Source organism: Streptomyces sp. NPDC107521 (assembly GCF_055598485.1).
In genome coordinates, this window is the sequence record NZ_JBVKAT010000013.1 from 1 (window position 1) to 18115 (window position 18115).

The 18115-nt window shown below is 76.1% G+C and carries 4 protein-coding genes and 1 pseudogene; all 5 read left to right on the forward strand.

From position 1 onward, the window contains the following. Window positions 1–162 precede the first annotated feature (162 nt). Window positions 163–3996, forward strand: a pseudogene (locus ACZ7LB_RS19920) (SDR family NAD(P)-dependent oxidoreductase); the annotation flags it as partial. 38 nt (window positions 3997–4034) lie between these two features. Next, window positions 4035–9548: a type I polyketide synthase gene (locus ACZ7LB_RS19925; protein WP_471470111.1), complete on the forward strand. Its 5514-nt coding sequence runs from the start codon at window positions 4035–4037 to the stop codon at window positions 9546–9548. 52 nt (window positions 9549–9600) lie between these two features. Continuing rightward, on the forward strand, window positions 9601–16773 hold the full coding sequence (locus ACZ7LB_RS19930) for a type I polyketide synthase (protein ID WP_471469815.1): 7173 nt from the start codon (window positions 9601–9603) through the stop codon (window positions 16771–16773). A 52-nt stretch (window positions 16774–16825) separates the two neighbouring features. After that, window positions 16826–17518 (forward strand): class I SAM-dependent methyltransferase, encoded by a 693-nt coding sequence (locus tag ACZ7LB_RS19935; RefSeq protein ID WP_471469817.1) that lies wholly within the window; start codon window positions 16826–16828, stop codon window positions 17516–17518. Window positions 17519–17585: 67 nt separating this feature from the next. Further along, window positions 17586–18098, forward strand: coding sequence for an SRPBCC family protein (locus ACZ7LB_RS19940; protein WP_471469819.1), 513 nt, complete (start codon window positions 17586–17588; stop codon window positions 18096–18098). The last annotated feature ends 17 nt before the right edge of the window (window positions 18099–18115 follow it).

Here is an 18115-nt window from a genome sequence, read left to right on the forward strand (position 1 = left end):
ACCCTCGACAGCACCAGAGACCCCGGACACCCGGACGCCCTGGTCACCGGCACCCTGCGCCGCGGCGAAGGCGGCTGGACCCGCCTCCTCACCTCACTCGCCGAAACACACGCCCACGGCGCCACCGTCACCTGGCCCGGCCTCGACCCCACCGGCCGCACCCTCGACCTCCCCACCTACCCCTTCCAACGACAGCGCTACTGGCTCACCCCATCCCCCGCAGGAGACCCCCGCGCCGCCGGCCTCGACACCGCGCACCACCCCCTGCTCTCCGCCGCACTGCCCCTGCCCGACGACGAACTCCTCCTCACCGGACACCTCTCCACCACCACCCACCCCTGGCTCACCGACCACGCCGTCCGCGACATCGTCCTCCTCCCCGGCACCGCACTCGTCGAACTCGCCCTGCATGCCGGGGACCAGGCCGGCTGCGACGTCCTCGACGAACTCACCCTCCAGGCGCCGCTGCTGCTGCCCGAGGACGGCTCCGTCCAGGTGCAGCTCCGCGTCGGCGCCCCGGACGGCGAGGGCCGGCGCCCGCTCACGGTCCACTCCCGCCCCGACGCCGAACGGCCCTGGACCAGACACGCGGACGGCCTGCTGGCCACCGGCGCCGAGCGGCCCGGCTGGGATCTCGCCGCTTGGCCGCCACCCGGTGCGGAGCGGATGGACATCGAGGACCTGTACCCCCGCCTCGCCGGGGACGGCCTCGGCTACGGTCCCGCGTTCCAGGGCCTGACCCTGCTCTGGAAGCGCGGCGAGGAGCTGTTCGCCGAGGTCCGGCTGCCGAGCGAACTCCACGAGGACGCGGCCCGGTTCGGGGTGCACCCGGCCCTGCTGGACGCCGCTCTGCACGCGGCCGCGGCCGCCGCCGGACCCGGCCCGGTCCGGTTGCCGTTCTCCTTCGACCGGGTGACCCTGCACGCCACGGGCGCCACCGCCGTGCGGGTGCGGCTGGCCCCGGAGGGCGCGGAGGGCGTCTGCGTCCGGATCGCCGACGGCGCCGGTGCCCCGGTGGCCGAGGTGGCGTCGCTGTTCAGCCGTCCGGTCGCCGAGGAGCAGTTGCGGGCCGCCCGCGCCGAGCACGCGGATCCGCTGCTGACGGTGGAGTGGACCGAACTGCCGGCCTCCGGCCCGGACCCGGCCATCACCCCGGTGCTGCTCGGCGGCGACGCCGCGCTGCCCTTCCCCTCCCACCCGGACCTGGCCGCGCTCGCCGAGGCCGTGGAGCGCGGCGCGGCCGTCCCGGACGCCGTCCTGGTACCGGCCGTCGCCGACGCGGAGCAGCCCGCCCCGGCCGCCGTCCGCTCCGCCCTGGAGGGGGTGCTGACGCTTCTCCAGCAGTGGCTGGCCGACGAGCGGTTCGCCGCCGCCCGGCTGGTGCTGCTCACCCGGGGCGCGGTCGGTGCCGCCGAGGGCGAGGGCGTGCGCGACCTCGTCCAGGCCCCGCTGTGGGGGCTGCTGCGCTCCGCCCAGACCGAGCACCCGGGCCGGTTCGTCCTCCTCGACGTGGACGACCACCCGGCCTCGCGGGCCGCGGTGACCGCCGCGCTCGCCACCGGGGAGGAGCAACTGGCCTTGCGTGGGGGCCGGTTGCTGGCACCCCGGCTGGTCCGGTCCGCCTCGGAGGAGTTGCTGCTCCCGCCGGCCGATGCCGGGCACTGGCGCCTGGACACCACCGGCAAGGGCACCCTGGAGAACATCGCCCTGCTGCCCCACCCCGACGCCGGGGCGCCGCTCGCCCCCGGCCGGGTGCGCGTCGCCGTGCGCGCCGCGGGCATGAACTTCCGCGACGTGCTGCTCGGCCTCGGCATGGTCGACCAGGACGTGATGGGCGGTGAGGCCGCGGGCCTGGTGCTCGAGGTCGCCCCGGACGTCACCGGCTTCGCCCCCGGCGACCGGGTGATGGGCATGGTGCCCGGCTCGTTCGGCCCGGTCGCCGTGGTCGATCACCGGCTGCTCGTCCCGCTGCCCGCGGGCTGGAGCTTCACCGACGGCGCCACCGTGCCGATCGCCTTCCTCACCGCCTACTACGGCCTGGTCGACCTCGCCCGGCTCTCCCCCGGTGAGTCGGTGCTGATCCACTCGGCCACCGGCGGCGTCGGCATGGCCGCCACCCAGCTCGCCCGGCATCTGGGGGCCGAGGTGTACACCACGGCCAGCCCCGCCAAGTGGGAGACGCTGCGGGCGCTCGGCGTCCCCGAGGACCGCATCGCCTCCTCCCGCAGCCTCGACTTCGAGCAGCGGGTCCGCGAGACCACCGGCGGCCGGGGCGTGGACGTGGTGCTGAACTCGCTCGCCAACGAGTTCGTCGACGCCTCGCTGCGGCTGCTCCCCGAGGGCGGCAGGTTCGTCGAGATGGGCAAGACCGACATCCGGGACGCGGACCGGGTCGCCGCCGACCACCCCGGCACCCGCTACCTCTGGTTCGACCTGATCGAGGCGGGCTACGAGCGCATCGGCCGGATGATGGGCGAGCTGATGCCGTTGTTCGAGCGGGGCGTACTGCGGCCGCTGCCCGCCGCCACCTGGGACGTGCGGCGCGCACGGGACGCGTTCCGGTTCATGGGCCAGGCGCGGCACACCGGCAAGGTGGTGCTCACCATGCCGACCGCGCCGGACCCGGACGGCACCGTGCTGATCACCGGTGGCACCGGCATGCTGGGCGGTCTGGTCGCCCGTCATCTGGTCACCGAACACGGCGCCCGCCACCTGCTCCTGCTCGGCCGCCGCGGTCCGGAGGCCACCGGCGCCGGAGAACTGCGCGACGCGCTCACCGCGCTCGGCGCCGAGGTCACCATCACCGCCTGCGACACCGCCGACCGCGACGCCCTCGCCGAGGTACTGGCCGCCGTCCCCGCCGAGCACCCGCTCACCGCCGTCGTCCACGCGGCCGGCGTCCTGGACGACACGTTGATCGCCTCGCTCACCCCGGACCGGCTCGCATCCGTACTGCGTCCGAAGGTGGACGCCGCCTGGAATCTGCACGAGCTGACCCGGAGCGCCGACCTCGCCGCCTTCGTCCTGTTCTCCTCCTCCGCCGCCGTGCTCGGCGGGCCCGGCCAGGGCAACTACGCGGCGGCCAACGCCTTCCTCGACGCGCTCGCCCAGCGGCGCCGGGCCGAGGGCGCGGGCGGTCTCGCCATCGCCTGGGGCCTGTGGGAGCAGGCCAGCGCGATGACCGGCCACCTGGACGCGGCCCAGCTCACCAGGATGCGCCGCTCCGGGATCGGCGCGCTCGGCGACGCCGAGGGCCTGGCCCTGTTCAGTGCGGCGCTGCGGGCCGACCGGGCACAACTGGTGGCGATGAAGCTGGACATCGCGGCGGCCCGCGCCGGGTTCGCCGCCGGTCCGGTGCCGCCGCTGCTGCGGCGGCTGGTCGGCGGCACCGCCCGGCGGGCCGTCGCGGCGGCGGCCGGGGGTGACGGCGGGAGTCCGGCGCTGGCCGCCCGGCTGGCCGGGCTGCCCGAAACCGGCCGGGCGCGGGTGCTGCTCGACCTGGTGTGCGGCCATGCCGCCGTCGTGCTCGGCCATGCGGGCGACGACGCGATCCAGCCCTCCCGAGCGTTCAAACAGCTCGGCTTCGACTCGCTGACCGCCGTCGAACTGCGGAACCGGGTGAGCCAGGCCACCGGGCTCCGGCTGCCCGCCACGCTGGTCTTCGACCACCCGACACCCGAGGCGCTGGCCCGGTTCCTGCTCGCCGAACTGGCGCCCGCCCGGGCGGAGTCGACGGACGCCGATCCGGTGGCGGACGCCGAGCTGGCCCGGCGGCTGGCCGCCGTCCCGCCGTCCCGGCTGCGCGCGGCCGGACTGCTGGACGCGGTGCTCGCCCTGGCCGACGGACCGGGACCGGACGGCCCCGCGGCACCGGGCGGGGACGGCCGGGCCGAGGAGGACGAGCTGGCCGAGATCGACGGCATGGGCGCCGACGACCTGATCGGCCTGGCGCTCGGCACCGGCGATCACGACGACCTCGGCACCACTGACTTCTGAGAGCGCGGAGACCAACGATGGCTGCATCACAGGACAAGGTGCTGGAGGCGCTGCGGGCCTCGGTCAAGGAGACCCGGCGGCTGGAGCAGCAGAACCGCCGGCTGACCGAGGCCCGGCACGAGCCGATCGCGATCGTCGGCATGGCCTGCCGCTTCCCCGGGGACGTGCGCTCCCCGGAGGACTTCTGGCGGCTGCTGGCCGACGGCCGGGACGCCGTCGCCGAGTTCCCGGCCGAACGCGGCTGGGACACCGAGGAGTTGTACGACCCGGACCCGGACCGCGCGGGCAGGAGCTATGTCCGGCACGGCTGCTTCGTGCGGGACGCGGAGCGCTTCGACGCCGCGTTCTTCGGCATCAGCCCGCGCGAGGCGGTGGCGATGGACCCGCAGCAGCGGCTGCTGCTGGAGACCTCCTGGGAGGTGTTCGAGCGGGCCGGCATCGACCCGTCCTCGGTGCGCGGGAGCCGTACCGGCGTGTTCGTCGGCGTGTCCCCGCTCGGCTACGGCGCCGGGCCGCACACCGCCGAGGGCGCCGAGGGCTATCTGCTGACCGGCACCACCGTCAGCGTCGCCTCCGGGCGGCTCTCGTACGCCTTCGGCCTGGAGGGCCCGGCGGTCACCGTGGACACCGCGTGCTCCTCCTCGCTGGTGGCCCTGCACCTGGCGGGCCGGGCGCTGCGCGACGGCGAGTGCACCATGGCGCTGGTCGGCGGTGCGGCCGTGATGGCGGCGCCGCACATGTTCATCGAGTTCAGCCGTCAGCGCGGGCTCGCCCCGGACGGCCGGATCAAGGCCTTCGCCGGGGCGGCGGACGGCACCGCCTGGGGCGAGGGCGTCGGCGTGCTGCTGGTCGAGCGGCTCTCCGACGCTCGGGCCAACGGGCACCCGGTGCTCGCGGTGGTGCGCGGCTCGGCCGTCAACCAGGACGGCGCCTCCAACGGCCTGACGGCGCCCAGCGGCCCGGCCCAGCAGCGGGTGATCCGGCAGGCCCTGGCCGACGCCCGGCTGACGCCCGACCAGGTCGACGCCGTGGAGGCGCACGGCACCGGCACCCGGCTCGGCGACCCGATCGAGGCACAGGCGCTGCTCGCCACGTACGGGAAGGAGCGGCCCGCCGAACGTCCTTTGCAGCTCGGCTCGGTGAAGTCCAACATCGGCCACACCCAGCTCGCCGCCGGTGTCGCCGGGGTGATCAAGATGGTGCTGGCGATGCGCCACGGCGAGCTGCCCGCGACGCTGCACGTGGACGAGCCGACGCCGCAGGTCGACTGGGGGCACGGCGGCGTCGAGGTGACCACCGAGCGGCGGGCCTGGCCGGGTGTCGACCGGCCCCGGCGGGCGGCCGTGTCCTCGTTCGGGATCAGCGGCACCAACGCCCACGTCATCCTGGAGCAGGCCACCACCCCCGGGGAACCGCGGGAAGCGCCCGCCGGGGCGCCCGCCCTCACCCCGTGGCCGCTGTCCGCCCGCACCCCGCGGGCGCTGGCCGCCCAGGCCGACCGGCTCGCCGCCGCCGTCGCCGCACACCCCGGCTGGAGCCCGGCGGACGTCGCCCACACGCTCGTCACCGCCCGGGCCGACCTCGACCACCGGGCCGTGGTCCTCGGCCACGACCGCGCCGCCCTGCTCGCCGGGCTGGACGCGCTGCGCACCGGGACGGCCGCCCCGCAGGTGGTGCGCGCCGACGCGACCCGCCCCGGAAAGCTCGCCTTCCTGTTCACCGGCCAGGGCTCCCAGCGGCCCGGCGCGGGCCGTGAAGCGTACGCCCGCTTCCCGGTGTTCGCCGCCGAGCTGGACCGGGTCTGCGCCCTGCTGACGGAGCGCACCGGTCTGCCGGTGCGCGAGGTGCTGCTCGCCGGGGACGGCGCGGACAGGGCCCGGCTGGACGGGACGGCGTTCACGCAGGCCGCGCTGTTCGCGCTGGAGGTGGCGCTGTACCGGCTGGCCGAGTCCTGGGGGCTGCGGCCCGACTTCCTGCTCGGCCACTCCATCGGCGAACTGGCCGCCGCGCACGTCGCCGGGGTGTTCTCGCTGGAGGACGCCGTCACGGCGGTCGCCGCGCGCGGCCGGCTGATGCAGGAACTGCCCGTCGGCGGCGCCATGGTGGCCGTCGAGGCGGAGGAGGCGGAGGTCGCCGCCCTGCTGGCCGGGAAGGAGGCGCTCGCGAGCGTCGCCGCCGTCAACGGCCCCCGCGCGGTGGTGGTCTCCGGCGACGAGGCGGCGGTCACCGAGCTGGCGGAGCGGCTGCGCGCCGAGGGCCGGCGCACCAAGCGGCTCACCGTCAGCCATGCCTTCCACTCCCCGCGGATGGAGGGCATGCTCGACGCGTTCCACGAGGTGCTGTCCGGCCTGGATTTGCGGGAGCCGCTGATCCCGCTGGTGTCCGACCTCACCGGGCTGCCGGTGGACGGGGCCGCGGTCCGTACGCCCGAGTACTGGGTGCGCCACGTCCGGGAGGCGGTGCGCTTCCACGACGGGGTGCGCCACCTGCTCGGCCAGGGCGTCACCACGTTCCTGGAGCTGGGCCCGGACGGCGTGCTGTCCGCGCTGGCGCAGAACGCCGCCGGCGAGCGGGCCGCGGCGATCGCCGCCCTGCCCCTGCTGCGCAAGGGCCGCCCGGGGCCGGAGACCGCGCTGACCGCCCTCGCCGGGGCGCACGCGCGCGGTGTCCCGGTGGACTGGTCGGCCGTCCTCGGCACTCCGGACGCCCGGCGGCTGGACCTGCCGACCTATCCGTTCCAGGGCGAGCGGCACTGGCTGGACGCCACCCGGGCCGCCCCGGCCGAGCCCGCCGGTCTGGGCGTCGCGCCCGCCGGGCACCCGCTGCTCGGCGCGGTCGTCACCCCGGCCGAGGGCGGCGGGCTGATCCTCACCGGGCGGCTGTCCGTCCGCTCGCACCGCTGGCTGGCCGACCACGTGGTGCTCGGCTCCGTCGTGGTGCCCGGCACCGCCTACCTGGACCTGGCGCTGCACGCCGCCCGGCTGACCGGCTGCGCGGTCGTAGAGGAGCTGGACCAGGAGGCGCCGCTGGTCCTCACCGGCGACCGCGCCCACCAGATCCAGCTGGTGGTCGGTGCCGACGACGGCACCGGCCGACGGCCGATCGCCGTCCACTCCCGACCGGACGACGGCGACGCGTCCCCGGAGGCAGCCGGGCCGCGGCCGTGGACCCGGCACGCGGGCGGCGTCCTCGGCGTCGCCGGAACCGGCGGACCCGGCTGGCGGGCGGACGGCGTCTGGCCGCCCGAGGGCGCCGAGCGGGTGTCCGTCGACGACTTCTACGAGGCCGTCGCCCACGCGGGCTTCGCCTATGGTCCGTCGTTCCAGGGGCTGCGGGCGATGTGGCGGCGCGGCGAGGAACTGTTCGGCGAGGTCACCGCACCCGAGCAGGCCCGCGACACCGGCTACGGCGTGCACCCGGCGGTGCTGGACGCGGCGCTGCACACCGGCCTGGTCGGCACCACCGGCGAGCGGGTGCTGCTGCCGTTCGCCTGGAACGGCGTGCGTCTGCACCGGACCGGCGCGACCGCGCTGCGGGTCCGCCTCGCCCCCGCCGGTCCGGACGCGATGTCCCTGGACGTGGCCGAGGCGACCGGCGCGCCGGTCGCCTCGGTGGCCTCGCTGCGGGCCCGGCCGGTCTCGGTCGGGCAACTGCGGGCGGCCTCCCGGGCCGGGGCCGGCGACGCGCTGTTCCGCGTCGACTGGACGCCGGCGGAGCCGGTCACGGGCGGCGTCGGCCGCTGGGCCGTCATCGGCGACGGCGCACTGGGCGCGGACATCGCCGCCGAGCGCCACCCGGACCTGGCCGCGCTCGCCGCCGCCGGGGCGCCCGACGCCGTCTTCCTGCTGCCCGGGGAGCCGGGCGACGGCGGCCTGCCCGGCGCCGTGCGCGCCGCGCTGCACCGCACCGCCGCCTTCCTGGCCGCCTGGGCGGGGGACGAGCGGTTCGCCGCCTCCCGTCTGGTCGTGGTGACCCGGGGCGCGGTCGCCGCCGGTGCCGACCGGGACGTGCCGGACCTCGTCCAGGCACCGCTGTGGGGCCTGGTCCGTGCCGCCCAGGCCGAGCACCCGGGCCGGTTCGTGCTGCTCGACCTCGACCCGGCCGGCGCCGACCCCGCCGACGCCCTGCGCACGGCGGCCGTCACCGGGGAGCCGCAGCTCGCCCAGCGGGCCGGGGCCGTGCTCACGCCCCGGCTGGTCCGGGCCCGGTCCGCCGATCCCGTCGCGCCCATGGCCCTCGATCCCGGGGGCACCGTCCTGGTCACGGGTGGCACCGGCATGCTGGGCGGTCTGGTCGCCCGTCATCTGGTCACCGAACACGGCGCCCGCCACCTGCTCCTGCTCGGCCGCCGCGGTCCGGAGGCCACCGGCGCCGGAGAACTGCGCGACGCGCTCACCGCGCTCGGCGCCGAGGTCACCATCACCGCCTGCGACACCGCCGACCGCGACGCCCTCGCCGAGGTACTGGCCGCCGTCCCCGACGAGCACCCGCTCACCGCCGTCGTCCACGCGGCCGGAGTGACGGCGGACGGCGCCCTCGCCGCTCTCGACCCGTCGCACTTCGACGCCGCGCTGCGCCCGAAGGCCGACGCCGCCTGGCACCTGCACGAGCTGACCCGGGACACCGGGGCCGCCTTCGTCCTGTTCTCCTCGGCGACGGCCACCCTCGGCGGCGCCGGGCAGGGCGCCTACTCGGCGGCCAACGCCTTCCTGGACGCCCTCGCCCGGCACCTCAGCGCTCAGGGCCGGCCCGCGCTCTCGCTGGCCTGGGGGCCGTGGGAGCAGCGTGGCGGCATGGCCGGGGCGCTCGACGGGGCGACGCTGGGCCGGATGCGGCGCGCCGGGGTCCTCCCGCTCACCGAGGCGGAGGGCCTGGCCCTGTTCGACGCGGCGCTGACCGGCGGCGAGCCCGCCCCGCTGCCCGTACGGCTCGACCCGGCGGTCCTGCGCAGCGCCGGCCCCGGCCTTCCGCCGCTGCTGCACGGACTGGCCGGCCCCGCCCGCACCCGGGAGGCCGGGGCGGCCGAGGACCTGCGGCTCCGGCTCGCCGGGCTGGCCGGGCCGGAGCGCGACCGCGCCCTGCTGGATCTGGTCAGGGCCCAGATCGCGGTCGTGCTCGGCCACGCCGACGCGGCGGCGGTCGGCGCCGAGCGCACCTTCGACGACCTGGGCTTCGACTCCCTGACCGCCGTCGAGCTGCGCAACCGGCTGACCGACGCCAGCGGCCTGCGGCTGCCCGCCACGCTGGTCTTCGACTACCCGACCGCCGCCGAGCTGGCCCGATACCTGGACGGCGCGCTCCCCCGCGAGGGCGCGCCGGCGGCCGCCCCGGTGCTGGACGACCTGGACCGCCTGGAGTCCGGCCTCGACCGGCTCGCCGCCGACCACCCCGACCGGGCCCGGATCGGCGCCCGGCTGCGTGCCCTGGCCGCCCGCTGGAGCGACCAGCGCGCCACCGGCGAGGGCGAAGCGGCGGAGAGCGCGCTGGAGCTGGAGTCGGCCGACGACGACGAGGTGTTCGACTTCATCACCAACGAGCTCGGCATCTCCTGACCAGCCGTCCGCCTGTCCCACCGTCCAGTCCTCCTGAAGGGTTTGCACCACCGTGGCGAACGAGACCGAGGAAAAACTCCGCTACTTCCTCAAGCGGGTGACCGCCGATCTGCAGGAGACGCGCAGGCGTCTCCAGGAGCGGGAGTCCGTCGAGGGCGAGCCGATCGCGATCGTCGGCATGGCCTGCCGGTACCCCGGCGGCGTCGACTCCCCCGAAGCCCTCTGGCGACTGGTCGCGGACGGCACCGACGCGGTCACCGGCTTCCCGGCCGACCGCGGCTGGGACGTCGAGGGCCTGTACGACCCGGACCCGGACCGGGTCGGGCACACGTACGCCCGTGAGGGCGGCTTCCTGGACGCCGTCAAGCGCTTCGACGCCGGGTTCTTCGGCATCAGCCCGCGCGAGGCGCTGGCCATGGACCCGCAGCAGCGGCTGCTGCTGGAGTCCACCTGGGAGGCCTTCGAGCGGGCCGGCATCGACCCGGCCACCCTGCGCGGCTCCCGCACCGGCGTGTTCATGGGCACCGGCCAGCAGGACTACGCGGCACTCGCCCAGCGCGCCACCGAGAGCCTGGAGGGGTACCTGCTGGCGGGCGGCGCGGCCAGCGTCATCTCCGGCCGGCTGTCCTACACCTTCGGGCTGGAGGGCCCGGCGATCACCGTCGACACGGCCTGCTCCTCCTCGCTGGTCTCGCTGCACCTGGCCGTCCAGTCGCTGCGCCGGGGCGAGTCCACGATGGCGCTCGCGGGCGGCGCCGCGGTGATGGCCTCACCCGGCATGTTCGTCGAGTTCAGCCGTCAGCGCGGACTCTCCCCGGACGGCCGCTGCAAGGCCTTCTCCGCCGCCGCGGACGGGACGGGATGGGGCGAGGGCGTCGGCGTACTGCTGCTGGAACGGCTCTCGGACGCGGAGCGCCTGGGCCATCCCGTGCTGGCGGTGGTGCGCGGCTCCGCCGTCAACCAGGACGGCGCGAGCAACGGACTCACCGCGCCCAACGGCCCCTCGCAACAGCGCGTCATCCGCCAGGCACTGGACAACGCCCGGCTGGCGACGGGCGACGTCGACGCCGTGGAGGCGCACGGGACGGGCACCACGCTGGGCGACCCGATCGAGGCGCAGGCGCTGCTGGCCACCTACGGGCAGGACCGGCCCGCCGAGCGGCCGCTCTGGCTCGGCTCGGTCAAGTCCAACATCGGCCACACCCAGGCGGCGGCCGGGGTCGCCGGAGTGATCAAGATGGTGCTCGCGATGCGGAACGGGGTGCTCCCGCGCACCCTGCACGTGGACGAGCCGACACCGCACGTCGACTGGGACTCGGGCGCCGTCGCGCTGCTCACCGAGGAGCGGGAGTGGCCCGAGGTGGACGGGCGTCCGCGCCGGGCGGCGGTCTCGGCCTTCGGCGCGAGCGGCACCAACGCGCACGTGGTCCTGGAACAGGCGGCCGACGGAGAACGGACACCGGACGGCGCGCGGGCGGCGGACGGCGCGCGGGCGGCGGACGGCGCGCGGGCGGCGGACGGCTCGCAGGGGACGGACGGCGACCGGGGAACGGACGGGACCGACTCGCCGTCCACCGTGGTGCCGTGGGTGCTCTCCGCGCACGGTGAGCGCGCCCTGCGGGCCCGGGCCGGGCAGTTGTCGGCCTATCTGCGGGAGAACCCCGACGCAGATCCGCGGGCGGTCGGGCACACCCTGCTCACCGGCCGGGCCTCGCTGGAACAGCGCGCCGTCGTCCTCGGCCACAACCGCGAAGAACTGCTCACCGGCCTCACCGCCCTCGCCGACGGCACCAGCGCGCCCGGACTCGTCACCGGAACCGGCAGCTCCGACCGCCCCGTCTTCGTCTTCCCCGGCCAGGGCTCCCAATGGCTCGGCATGGGCACCGAACTCCTCGACACCAGCGACGTCTTCGCCCGGTCCATAGCCGACTGCCAGGCAGCACTGGCGCCCCACATCGACTGGGACCTCACCGACGTCCTGCGCGGCAACGGCGACCTCACCCGCGTCGACATCGTCCAACCCGCGCTCTTCGCCATGATGGTCTCCCTCGCCGAACTCTGGAAATCCCTCGGCATCCAGCCCGCCGCCGTCATCGGACACTCCCAGGGCGAAATCGCCGCCGCCACCGTCGCCGGAGCCCTCACCCTCCACGACGGCGCCCGCATCGCCGCCCTCCGCAGCCAGGCCATCCGCCACCACCTCGCCGGACAAGGCGCCATGGCCTCCCTCGCCCTCCCCCCAACACAAACCCAACAACTCCTCACCCCGTGGCAAGGCCGCATCTCGGTCGCCGCCATCAACGGACCCAACTCCACCGTCATCGCAGGCGACCCCGACGCCCTCGACGAACTCCTCACCCACTGCGACACCACCGGACTCCGCGCCCGCCGCATCGACGTCGACTACGCCTCCCACACACACCACGTCGAAACCATCCAGAAACACCTCGCAAAAGCCCTCGCAGGCATCACCCCACGCCCCACCGACATCCCCTTCTACTCCACCGTCACCGGCACCCGCCTCGACACCACCCGACTCGACGCCGACTACTGGTACACCAACCTCCGCCACACCGTCCGCTTCACCGACGCCACCCACGCCGCACAAACAGACGGCCACCACACCTTCATCGAAACCAGCCCCCACCCCGTCCTCACCCCCGCCATCGAGGAGACGTTGGACAGCGCCGAGGGCACCGGCAACGAGACGGTCACCGTGACCGGCACCCTGCGCCGCGGCGAAGGCGGCTGGACCCGCCTCCTCACCTCCGCCGCCCACCTCCACACCCACGGCACACCCGTCGACTGGACACCGCTCCTCCCCGCCGGCACCCACCCCGACCTCCCCACCTACCCCTTCCAACGGCGCCGCTACTGGGTCGAGACCCTCCCTGACGTGGCCCCGCACCCGGGTGTGTCCGCCGCCGAGCCGGACGAGAGCGAGAGCGGTACCCCGGGGTCCGGACTGCGCGCGCGGCTCGCGGCCCTCGCCCGGCCCGACCGGGAACGGCTGCTGCTCGATCTGGTGACCGAGCACATCACCGCCGTGCTCGGCCTGGACGACCCGGTCGTCCCCGGCCGCCCCTTCCGCGATCTGGGCTTCGTCTCGCTCACCGCCGTGGAACTGCGCAACCGGCTGATGGCGGCCACCGGCCTGCGGCTGCCGGCCGCCATCGCCTTCGACCACCCCACTCCCGAGGGGCTGGCCGGATACCTGCTCGCCGAGCTCGCCGGCGCCCCGGGCGAGGACCGCGCCGCCCCGGTACGGGCCGCCGCCGACAGCGACGAGCCGATCGCGATCGTCTCGATGGCCTGCCGCTATCCCGGCGAGGTCGCGGGGCCGGACGACCTGTGGCGGCTGGTCGCGGAGGGCCGCGACGCCGTCACCCCGTTCCCCGGGAACCGCGGCTGGGACCTGGACGGCGTCTACGATCCCGACCCGGACCGCCCCGGCCGCAGCTATGTGCGCGAGGGCGGGTTCCTGCACGACGCCGACCGCTTCGACGCCGCCTTCTTCGGCATCGGGCCGCGCGAGGCCCTGGCCATGGACCCGCAGCAGCGGCTGCTGCTGGAGACGACCTGGGAGGCCGTCGAGAACGCCGGGATCGACCCGACCACCCTGCGCGGCTCCCGCACCGGTGTGTTCGCCGGTTCCAGCGGCCAGGACTACCCGCTGCTCACCCAGGGCACCGGCGGCGAGGGCTACATGCTGACCGGCAACGCGGCCAGTGTCATCTCCGGCCGGCTCGCCTACACCTTCGGGCTGGAGGGCCCGGCCGTCACCGTCGACACCGCGTGCTCGTCCTCCCTGGTCGCGATGCACCTGGCCTGCCAGTCGCTGCGCTCCGGCGAGAGCACCCTGGCGATCGCCGGCGCCGTCACCCTGCTGACCACGCCGCACGCGTTCATCGACTTCAGCCGCCAGCGCGGCCTCGCCCCGGACGGGCGCTGCAAGCCGTTCGCCGCGGGAGCGGACGGCACCGCCTGGGGCGAGGGCACCGGCGTGCTGCTGCTGGAGCGGCTCTCCGACGCGCGCCGCAACGGGCACCCGGTGCTCGCCGTGGTGCGCGGCTCGGCCACCAACCAGGACGGTGCCAGCAACGGCCTGTCCGCCCCCAACGGCCCCGCCCAGCAACGGGTGATCCGCCAGGCGCTCGCCAACGCCCGGCTCGCCCCGGGTGACGTGGACGCGGTGGAGGCGCACGGCACCGGCACCCCGCTCGGCGACCCGATCGAGGCCGAGGCGCTGCTCGCGACGTACGGCCGGGACCGGCCGGAGGGGCGCCCGCTGTGGCTCGGCTCGATCAAGTCCAACATCGGCCACACGGCGGCCGCCGCGGGCATGGCCGGGGTGATCAAGATGGTGCAGGCGATGCGGCACGGCGTGCTGCCGCCCACCCTGCACACCGACGAGCCGACCCCGCACGTGGACTGGTCCGGCGGTGGCCTCGCGCTGCTCACCGAGCCGGTCGCCTGGCCGGAGCACGACGGTCCGCGGCGCGCGGGCGTGTCCGCCTTCGGCATCAGCGGCACCAACGCGCACGTCGTGCTGGAGCAGGCGCCCGCTTCGGCGCCCCGGCCCGCGCCGGCCCCGGCCGAGCGGGCACCGCTGCCGCTGGTTCCCTGGCCGGTGTCGGCCCGGGGCGAGGCCGCGCTGCGGGCCCAGGCCGAGCGGCTGGCGGCGCACCTGGCCCGGCCGGGGACCCGGGGCGATGCCACGGCGCCGTCCCCGGCCGAGCCGCACCCGCTGGACCCGGCCGCCGTCGGCCGCTCCCTGGCGCTGACCCGGGCCGCCCTGCCGCACCGCGCCGTACTGCTCGGCCGCGACCTGGACGAACTGCGCGCCGGACTGGAGGCTCTCGCGGCGGGTACGCCGGCACCGGGTCTGGTGCGCGGCACCGCGGTCGGCGGCGGCCGGGTCGGATTCCTGTTCCCCGGCCAGGGCAGCCAGCGACCGGGCATGGGCCGCGGTCTGCACGAGGCGTTCCCGGTGTTCGCGCGCGCCCTGGACGAGGTGTGCGACGGGCTGGACGAGCACCTGGCGGCCCCGGGCCGCCCCGCGCTGCGCGAGGTGCTGTTCGCCGAGGAGGGCACCCCGGCGGCCGCGTCGCTGGACCGGACGGAGTACACCCAGGCCGGGCTGTTCGCCGTCGGCCTGGCGTCCTTCCGGCTGCTGGAGTCCTGGGGTGTCACCCCGGACTGGGTCGGCGGCCACTCGATCGGCGAGCTGACGGCGGCCTGCGCGGCCGGGGTGCTGTCGCTGGACGACGCCTGCCGACTGGTCTCGGCGCGCGGCCGGCTGATGCAGGCGTCGCCGGAGGGCGGCGCGATGACGGCGGTGGAGGCGGCCGAGGCGGAGGTGCTGCCGCTGCTGGCGGGCCGGGAGGGCGTGCTCGCTCTGGCCGCCGTCAACGGGCCCCGGGCGACGGTCGTCTCCGGGGAGGCCGAGGCCGTGGAGGAGGTGGCGGCGCGGCTCGCCGCGCAGGGCCGCCGCACCAAGCGGCTGCGCGTCACCAGGGCCTTCCACTCGCCCCTGATGGACGGTGTGCTGGACGAGTTCCTGAGGGTGGCCCGGGAGTTGGAGTACCGGCCGCCGCGGATCCGGCTGCTCTCCAACCTGACCGGCGGGCCAGCGGTGACGGAGGAGGTGTGCACCCCCGAGTACTGGGTGCGGCACATCCGGGAGACGGTGCGCTTCCACGACGGGGTGCGCGCGATGGCCGGGGACGGGGTGACGGCCTTCCTCGAACTCGGGCCGTCCGGTGTCCTGTCGGCGCTGGTCCGGGACGCGTCGGCGGACCGGCCGGAGACCGCCGCGCCGGTGGCGGTGCCGCTCCTGCGGTCCGGTCGGCCGGAGGCGGAGAGCGCGCTCACCGCGCTCGCCCGCGCCCATGTGCACGGGGTTCCGGTCGGCTGGGCGGCGGTGTTCGCCGGCGTCGCGGCGGAGCCCCTCGCCCTGCCCACCTACGCCTTCCAGCGCCGCCGGTTCTGGCCCGAGGCCGTCGCCGGGGCGGCCGTCGGCGCGGCGCCGGTCCTCGCCGCGTCCGCCGCGTCCGCCGCGCCGAGCGAGCCGGCCGAGCCCGTCGGAGCCGCTCCGTCGCAGCCGCTGCGGGAACGGCTCGCGGGCCTCGAAGCGGCCGAACGGCACGCGCTGCTGCGGGATCTGGTGGCCGCCCAGGTGGCCGCCGCGCTCGGCCACGCGTCGGTCGAGGAGGTCGAGTCGGGTCTCCCCCTGCCGGAGCTGGGCCTCGACTCGCTCGCCGCCACCGAGCTGAGCGCCGCGCTGGGGGCCGCCACCGGTCTGTCCCTGCCGGCCACGGCCGTCTTCGACCACCCCACCCTGGACGCGCTCGCCGCCCGGCTGCGGGACGGGCTGGACGCCGCTCCCGCCGGGGCGGACGCCGCCGCGGCCGGTGGCGGCCTGCTGACCGCGCTGGCCCCGCGCGCCGCCGCCGAGGGCCGGTTCGCCGAGTTCGGCGAACTCCTCGCGGCGGCGGCCCGGTTCCGGGACACCTTCGACACCCCGCCCGCTCCCGGCGAGCGCCCCGCACCCGTGCGGCTCGCCCGGGGACCGGCCGCGCAGCGCTTCTTCTGCTTCCCGTCCTTCGCCACCCGCTCGGGCGCCCAGCAGTACGCCCGGCTGGCCGCGGAGGTGCGGGGGCGGCACGAGCTGTGGGCACTGCCCGCGCCCGGATTCACCGCCGGTGAGCGGCTGCCCGCCGACCTCGACGCGCTGGTGGACCTGCACACCGAGGACGTCGAACGCCTCGCCGCGGGAGCGGCGTTCGTCCTGCTGGGGCACTCGGCGGGCGGCTGGATCGCGCACGCCGTCGCCGAGCGGCTGGAGAAGCGGGGCACCGCACCGGACGCGCTGGTCCTGCTGGACAGCTACCGGCCCGGGAGCGAGGTCCTGCCCCGTGTCCAGGAGCGGATCGCCGGCCATCTGACGGACGACCGGACCGCCTGGGACGACGCCTGCCTGACCGCGATGGGCGGCTACGGCCGTCTGTTCGCGGACTGGCGGCCGCACCCCCTGGCCACCCCCACGCTGCTGTTCCGGGCCGACCGGCCGCTCCCCGGCTTCCCGGCCGCCGGGTGGCGGGCGGACTGGCCCCTCCCGCACACCGGGACCGAGGTCACCGGCGACCACTTCACCCTGACCGGCGAGCACGCCCCCGCGACCATGCGGGCCGTCCTCGGCCGGCTCACCGCACCGACCGCGTGACCCGCGGGCCCCGAACCGAACCAGCAGCCCGAACGAACCGGAGAAGAGCAGGATGACCAGCACCGACCACGACCACCGCCCCGGCGTCTCCCTGGAGCAGGCGGTCGACGACGGGCAGTCCCCGTACCACAGCCGCAACCTCGCCTTCTACGACTTCATCGTCTTCCGCGGCAGCGCCCCGCTGTTCTGGCGCGCCTCGCCGCGCGACTTCCTGAAGATGTACAACACCTGCCTCGGCGCCAAGCACCTGGAGATCGGCGTCGGCACCGGCTACCTGCTGGACCGGGCCCGCTTCCCCGTCTCGAACCCCGAGATCACGCTGGCCGACCTCAACCCCACCACGCTCGACTTCGCCGCGCAGCGGCTCGCCCACCTCAGGACCACCAAGGTCGTCGCCAACTGCCTGGAACCGCTTCCGGTCCCCGAGGCCAGTCACGACTCCGCCTCGCTCAGCTTCCTGCTGCACTGCGTGCCCGGCAGCCTGCGCGAGAAGGGCCGGGCGATCCGGCACGCGGCCACCGCCGTCCGCTCCGGCGGCACCGTGTTCGGCCACACCGTCCTGTCCTCCGGAGTGCCCGTGTCGGGCCCCGGCCGCTGGCTGATGAAGAACCTCAACCAGAAGGGCGTCTTCCACAACGACGAGGACGACCTGGCCGATCTGCGCGACCAGCTCAAGCAGAACTTCGACGATTTCGACCTGGTGACGCGCGGCAGCGTCGCCCTCTTCCGGGGCCGCAAGCCGTAGTTCCGCAGAGCCCTCGCCCCCACCCCCTCACGCACCGACCGCACGTCCCGGGAAAGGACCCGTCCCCATGGCCCGCCGCTGGTATCCGATCGAGGAGGCCGACGACTCACTGTTCGCCTCCGCCCCGCTGTACCACGCCCGCTCCGTCGAGGTGCCGTTCTCCGCCGAGGAGACCTGGGCCGCCCTCGTCGGGGACGGCGTGTCGAGCTGGACCAAGGGCATGCGGCAGCTGACCTGGACCTCACCGCGCCCGTTCGGCGTCGGCACCACCCGCGAGATCGAGATGAACAGCGGCCTCGTCCTGCGCGAGCGCTTCTACCGCTGGGAGGAGGGCACCCGCAAGACGTTCACCGCGGTCGAGGGGACCAGCCCGATCTTCCGCCATCTGGTCGAGGACTACGTCGTCGAACCGTCCGGGGACGGCTCCAGGTTCAGCTGGCGCTGGGCGGCCGAGCTGAACCGCCCGTACTCCTTCGTGGGGGGCGCGCTGGACCGCTTCTTCTTCGCACCCACCGGACGCTCGCACATCGACGGCCTGCCCACCTACATGGCCGCGCGGCGGCGCGACCCGCTGAGCTGACCCCCTCGGGGGCATCC

Bases quoted from the DNA above. Each gene is read 5' to 3' on its own strand.
- ACZ7LB_RS19935 (WP_471469817.1), top strand. From the start codon at position 16,826: ATGACCAGCACCGACCACGACCACCGCCCCGGCGTCTCCCTGGAGCAG.
- ACZ7LB_RS19940 (WP_471469819.1), top strand. From the start codon at position 17,586: ATGGCCCGCCGCTGGTATCCGATCGAGGAGGCCGACGACTCACTGTTC.